Source organism: Castellaniella sp. (genome assembly GCF_036379515.1).
Classification (GTDB): Bacteria; Pseudomonadota; Gammaproteobacteria; order Burkholderiales; family Burkholderiaceae_B; genus Castellaniella.
On record NZ_DASVGN010000016.1, the window covers coordinates 60,742 to 66,802 of the forward strand.

At 62.3% G+C, this 6,061-nt stretch carries 6 protein-coding genes; 3 read left to right on the top strand and 3 right to left on the bottom strand.

Annotated elements, in window-relative coordinates; translation table 11 throughout:
- Positions 1-74: 74 nt before the first annotated feature.
- From yidD to rpmH, 3 genes are read right to left on the bottom strand one after another with little or no spacing between them, the layout of a single operon-like run.
- The gene (yidD, locus tag VF285_RS05740) at positions 75-314 is read right to left on the bottom strand and encodes a membrane protein insertion efficiency factor YidD (RefSeq protein ID WP_346951674.1); all 240 of its coding nucleotides are present in this window, start codon (positions 312-314) and stop codon (positions 75-77) included.
- Positions 311-670 carry a ribonuclease P protein component gene (locus tag VF285_RS05745; RefSeq protein WP_346951669.1) on the bottom strand — a complete coding sequence of 120 codons (360 nt, stop codon included), beginning with the start codon at positions 668-670 and terminating at the stop codon, positions 311-313. Before VF285_RS05745 ends, yidD begins: the two co-directional genes overlap by 4 nt.
- 44 nt (positions 671-714) lie before the next feature.
- Positions 715-849: a 50S ribosomal protein L34 gene (gene rpmH, locus VF285_RS05750; protein WP_003800771.1), complete on the bottom strand. Its 135-nt coding sequence runs from the start codon at positions 847-849 to the stop codon at positions 715-717.
- Between the two features lie 264 nt (positions 850-1,113).
- Between rpmH and dnaA the strand changes: the two genes are divergently transcribed.
- The 3 genes from dnaA to gyrB form a co-directional block, all read left to right on the top strand.
- Positions 1,114-2,508, top strand: coding sequence for a chromosomal replication initiator protein DnaA (dnaA, locus tag VF285_RS05755; protein WP_346951675.1), 1,395 nt, complete (start codon positions 1,114-1,116; stop codon positions 2,506-2,508).
- Between the two features lie 4 nt (positions 2,509-2,512).
- Positions 2,513-3,625, top strand: coding sequence for a DNA polymerase III subunit beta (gene dnaN / locus VF285_RS05760; protein ID WP_346951670.1), 1,113 nt, complete (start codon positions 2,513-2,515; stop codon positions 3,623-3,625).
- Between the two features lie 58 nt (positions 3,626-3,683).
- Positions 3,684-6,061, top strand: a 2,378-nt coding sequence (gyrB, locus tag VF285_RS05765) for a DNA topoisomerase (ATP-hydrolyzing) subunit B (protein WP_346951671.1), incomplete at its 3' end; no start/stop codon positions are given.

Here is a 6,061-nt window from a genome sequence, read left to right on the forward strand (position 1 = left end):
GGTAGGAGCAAAAAGCTCACCAGTTTAACGTAGCCAGCCTGACATCCACATGAGGATGTTCCAGCCCGGCCCGTTCAGGGATGATGGGAGTGCAGCCTCACAGGCGGCACCGGATCGTAACCACCCGGACAACCCGGATGACAGCGTGCAATGCGGCGCACCCCCAGCCACAGGCCCCGCAGCACACCATGCGTGGCAATGGCTTCCATGGTGTAGGCCGAGCAGGTCGGCGTAAACCGGCACTGCTGGCCCACCCAGGGGCTGAGGAAATAACGATAAAACCGGATGGGCGCGATGAAAATCGATCGAATCAGCATGATGCGATCCTCGCAAGCAAGGCGTCAACCTCGGTTCGTACCTGCCGCTTGAGCGCTGTCAGGCTGCCCGGCGCAGGGCGCGACACCATTCGAAACACCCAATCGCCATCGGGCAACCCCGCGCGTCGCAGCCGAAAGGCTTCGCGCACCACGCGCTTGATGGCATTGCGGTTGACGGCCAGCGGCACCTGTCGCTTGGGCACGACGAGCCCCAGCCGCGCGGGCCCAGAAGCCACTGAACGTGGGCTCGACACGACGAACAACGCCCCTCGGGCGATACGTCGCCCCTTGAGGGCTGCTGCGTATTCCGAGGGGCGATGCAGCCGAACCGCCGAAGGAAAAGCGGATGGCATGGCGATCAGTCCGGGATGCGGCTCGCCGCACCCAGCAGACTCAACTAGACGGCCAGGCGCTTGCGGCCCTTGGCGCGACGCGCATTCAGAACAGCGCGGCCACCGCGCGTCTTCATGCGCACGCGAAAGCCATGGGTACGCTTGCGGCGGGTAACGGAAGGCTGGTAAGTGCGTTTCATGGTAAATCCAAAAGAGCTTGGAGGAAGCTAAAACCACGGGCACGGTCGGCCAATGGCATCGAAAAGCCCACTATTTCATCAAATTTTCGGTATGCCGTCAATCACTTGGAAGGATTTCCACCCAAAAAGTTCGTTCGGCGGGCGCTTGAGCACACGGGCGCCCGAGCGGTGCCAGCCTCGCCATCGACGGCCCCGCCCCTCGCGCACGCTGTGGATAACTTCTGACGCAAAAGGGTAGAATCGAGGTTTCGCCCTATGACCGTTATGAATGAATTCTGGCAGGCCTGTCTCCAGCGACTGGAACAGGAACTCCCCCCCCAACAGATCAGCGCGTGGATCAAGCCCTTGGTGCCCCTTGGCTACGACGAGGAACTCGCGATCCTGAGAATCGGTGCGCCCAATCGCTTCAAGCTGGATTGGGTCCGCAAGAACTTTTCCGCCCGGCTCGAATCCCTGGCGGCTGATTGGTATTCGCAATCTGTCCAGGTGCAGTTCGAACTGGCCGCCAGCCCCGCTCGGACCAGCGTTGCCGCGACCCCACGCGCACCGGCAGCGCAAGCCGCTCCAGCCCCGGCTCCCGCTGCTGCGGCAGCGCCCAACCCTGCATTGGCGGCTACCGAAGAAGCCATCCAGAACCGTTCGAACCTGAACCAGGAACTCACCTTCGATAACTTCGTGATCGGCAAGGCCAACCAGCTGGCACGCGCCGCCGCCATGCAGGTCGCCGAAAATCCCGGGGTGTCGTATAACCCGCTGTTCCTGTACGGCGGTGTGGGCCTGGGCAAGACACACCTCATCCACGCCATCGGAAACGCGCTGCTGGCAAACGGCCTGAGCACCCGCGTACGCTACGTGCACGCCGACCAATACGTGTCTGACGTCGTCAAAGCCTACCAGCGTCGCGCCTTCGACGACTTCAAGCGCTATTACCATTCGCTGGACCTGCTGCTCATCGACGACATCCAGTTCTTCGCGGGCAAGAACCGCACGCAAGAAGAATTCTTCTACGCGTTCGAGGCCATGGTCGCGCACCGCAAGCAGATCATCATCACCTCGGACACCTATCCCAAAGAGCTCGCCAACATCGACAGCCGGCTCATCTCGCGCTTCGATTCGGGGCTCACGGTCGCCATCGAGCCGCCCGAGCTGGAAATGCGTGTGGCCATTTTGCTGCGCAAGGCGCAGACCGAAGGCATCGCCATGCCCGAAGAAGTCGCCTTCTTCATCGCCAAGCATCTGCGCAGCAACGTGCGCGAGCTGGAAGGCGCGCTGCGCAAAGTGTCGGCCTTTGCGCGCTTTCATGGGCGCGAAGTACTGACGGTCGAAGTGTGCAAAGAGGCCCTCAAAGATCTGCTGTCTGTGTCGAACAGCCTCATTACGGTCGAGAACATCCAGAAGACCGTGGCCGATTTCTATAAAATCAAGGTTGCCGACATGTATTCGAAGCGGCGCCCTGCAAACATTGCATTGCCTCGGCAGATTGCCATGTATCTGGCCAAGGAGCTGACCCAGAAAAGCCTGCCGGAAATCGGCGATCTGTTTGGCGGACGCGACCACACCACGGTGCTGCACGCCGTGCGCAAGATTACCGATCTGCGTGCCAAACAGACCGAATTGAATCACGCGCTCCATGTACTCGAGCAAACCCTCAAAGGATAAGAACATGCAACTGATACAAGCGACCCGCGATGCCGTGCTCAAGCCCCTGACGACCGTGGTGGGGATCGTCGAACGGCGCAACACGCTCCCCATCCTGGCCAATGTGCTGATCCGCAAGCAAGGCCCGCAAGTGTCGTTCATTGCCAACGACCTCGAAGTACAGATCACGACGACCGCTGACTTCGGCGTGGGCGAAGACACCATTGCCACCACGGTCGCCGCGCGCAAGCTGCTGGACATCCTGCGCGCCTTGCCCGATTTCGGCGACGTCAAAATCGCGCTCGACGACAACAAGCTTTCAGTGCTGGCCGGCCGTAGCCGCTTTGCCCTGCAAACGCTGGCGGCCACGGACTACCCCACGGTATCTCAGCCGGAGCAATGGGACGCATCGTTCACCATGCCGCAAAAGGCGCTCAAGCACCTGTTCGACCGCGTGCATTTCTCGATGGCACAGCAAGATATCCGCTACTACTTGAACGGCCTGCTCTTCGTCACCGAGCCGGGCCGGGTCAGCGCCGTGGCGACCGACGGGCATCGTCTGGCCCACAGCAGCACGGTCGTTGAAAGTGCGACGGCACAGACCGACATCATCATTCCGCGCAAGACCGTGCACGAAATGCAGCGCCTGCTGTCCGACGACAGCGAGGCCACCGTGCAGGTTGACGTCACCGCGACGCAAATCCGCTTTCGCTTCGACGAAATCGAAGTCATCTCCAAGCTGGTCGAAGGCAAGTTCCCGGATTACAAGCGTGTCATTCCCACCGGCTACACCCGCCACTTCACGATCAACCGCGAGCCCCTGCAGGCCAGCCTGCAACGCGCCGCCATCCTGACGACCGACAAGCTGCGCGGCGTGCGCCTCGAACTGGGTGGCAACCTGATGCGCATCTCGGCGTCCAACGCCGAGCAGGAAGAAGCACGCGAAGAACTCGAAATCGACTACGCCCAAGAACCACTGGACGTCGCCTTCAACGTGAGTTACCTGCTCGATGTGCTCTCCAACGTCAAGACCGACGCCATCCGCTGGTCCGTCCAGCCCGACGTCAACGCCTCGGTGCTCCTCACGCTGCCCGATGACGACGCCTTCCAGTACGTCGTGATGCCGATGCGCATCTAAGGCCCGCCTCACGGGCCGCGCAGGCCCTCGCAGCCCCGGATTCAATTACAGGATTTCCATGCCAGAACTAAGCCAGCACCACAGCCACCCGGACGCCAGCTACAGCGCCGATTCGATCAAGATGCTCAAGGGCCTCGAGGCGGTACGCAAACGCCCGGGCATGTACATTGGAGATACGTCCGACGGCACGGGGCTGCACCATATGGTGTTCGAAGTCGTCGACAACGCCATCGACGAGGCACTGGCCGGGTTCTGCGACGAAATCGTGGTCACCATTCACGCTGACAACAGTATCTCGGTCGTCGATAACGGCCGCGGTATCCCCACCGCCATCCACAAGGGCGATGAGCAGCACCGCAGCGCCGCCGAAATCGTCATGACCGAGTTGCACGCAGGCGGCAAATTCGACCAGAACTCCTACAAGGTCTCCGGAGGCCTGCACGGCGTGGGGGTTTCGTGCGTCAATGCCCTGTCCGAATGGCTCAAGCTCACCATCTGGCGCAATGGCCACGAACACCAGATCGAATTCCATCGCGGCGAACGCGTGGCACCGCTTGCCATCACGGGCGACAGTGACCGCACCGGCACCCGGGTGCAATACCTGGCCGACGCCGAGATCTTCAACAACATCGAATACACCTACGAGATTCTGGCGCGCCGCCTGCGCGAGCTGTCCTTCCTGAACAACGGCGTCAAGATCCGCCTGGTGGACGAACTCACGGGCCAGGATGACGACCTGGCATACCTGGGCGGTGTACGCGGCTTCGTGCAGTACATCAACCGCGCCAAGACGGTGCTGCATCCCAATATTTTTGCCGTCTCTACCGAATCGAATGCCGGCGGCACCCGGGTCGTCGTAGACGTGGCCATGCAATGGAACGACAGCTACGCCGAAACCGTGCTGTGCTTCACCAACAACATCCCGCAACGCGACGGCGGCACCCACCTGACCGGCCTGCGCGCGGCCATGACGCGGGTGCTCAACAAATACATCGCCGACAACGAACTGGCCAAGAAAGCCAAGGTCGACACCAACGGCGACGACATGCGCGAAGGCCTGGCCTGCGTGCTGTCGGTGAAAGTGCCCGAGCCCAAGTTCAGCAGCCAGACCAAAGACAAGCTCGTGTCCAGCGAAGTACGCCCGGCCGTCGAAGACGCCGTGGCCCGCACCCTGGAAACCTGGCTGCTCGAGAACCCCACCGACGCGCGCGCCCTGTGCGGCAAGATCGTCGAAGCGGCCCGGGCCCGCGAAGCCGCCCGTAAGGCGCGCGAGATGACCCGCCGTAAAAGCGTGCTCGAAGGCGCGGGGCTGCCCGGCAAGCTTGCCGACTGCCAAGAGAAAGACCCCGCCTTGTGCGAGCTGTATCTGGTCGAGGGCGACTCGGCCGGCGGCTCCGCCAAGCAAGGCCGTGACCGCAAATTCCAGGCCATCCTGCCGCTGCGCGGCAAGGTGCTCAACGTTGAAAAAGCGCGCTTTGATCGGCTGATTTCCAGCGAACAGATCACCACGCTGATCACGGCGCTTGGCACCAGCATCGGGCCCGATTTCAACATCGACAAGCTGCGCTACCACCGCATCATCATCATGACCGACGCGGACGTGGACGGCGCGCACATCCGCACCCTGCTCCTGACGCTCTTCTATCGCCAGATGCCCGCGCTCGTCGAACGCGGCTACATCTACATCGCCCAGCCGCCGCTGTACAAGGTCAAGGTCGGCCGCGACGAACGCTACCTGAAGGACGACGCCGAAGAAGCCCAGTACATGCTCCAGCTCGCGCTGAAAGACACCGAGCTCGTCCCCAGCACAGGCGCCACCCCCATCACGGGCGACGCCCTCATGGACCTGGCCCGCCAATACGTGATGGCCGACACGGTCATCGCCCGCTTGTCCCGCACGCTGGACACCGAGGCCCTCTCGGCCATGGCCGAAGGGGTGCATCTCAGCCTCGCCGACGAAGCCGCCGCCCGTACCAGCGCCGCCGCCCTGGAAGCCGCTTTGCGCGACCCGCAAGATCCTCACCCGGTTCAGGTGGAAGCGCAGTACGAAGAGGAAGAAGAAATGTGGCGGCTGGCTGTGGAACGCCCCCACTTCGGCAACGTGCGCGTCAGTATCTTCGACCGCCACTTCGTGCGGGGTGGCGACTACGCCATCCTCGCCCGCACCGCCAAAACCTTCATGGGCCTGCTGGGCGAAGGCGCCGTCATCCGGCGCGGCCTGGGCGACAAACAAAAAGAAAAATCCGTGGCCGACTTCCGCGAAGTCATGCAATGGCTGCGTACCGAAGCCGAACGCGGCATCAGCAAACAGCGCTACAAAGGCCTGGGTGAAATGAACCCCGAGCAGCTCTGGGACACCACCATGGACCCCGCCTCACGTCGCCTGCTGCAAGTGCGCGTCGAAGACGCCATCGCGGCTGATGAGGTGTTCGTGAC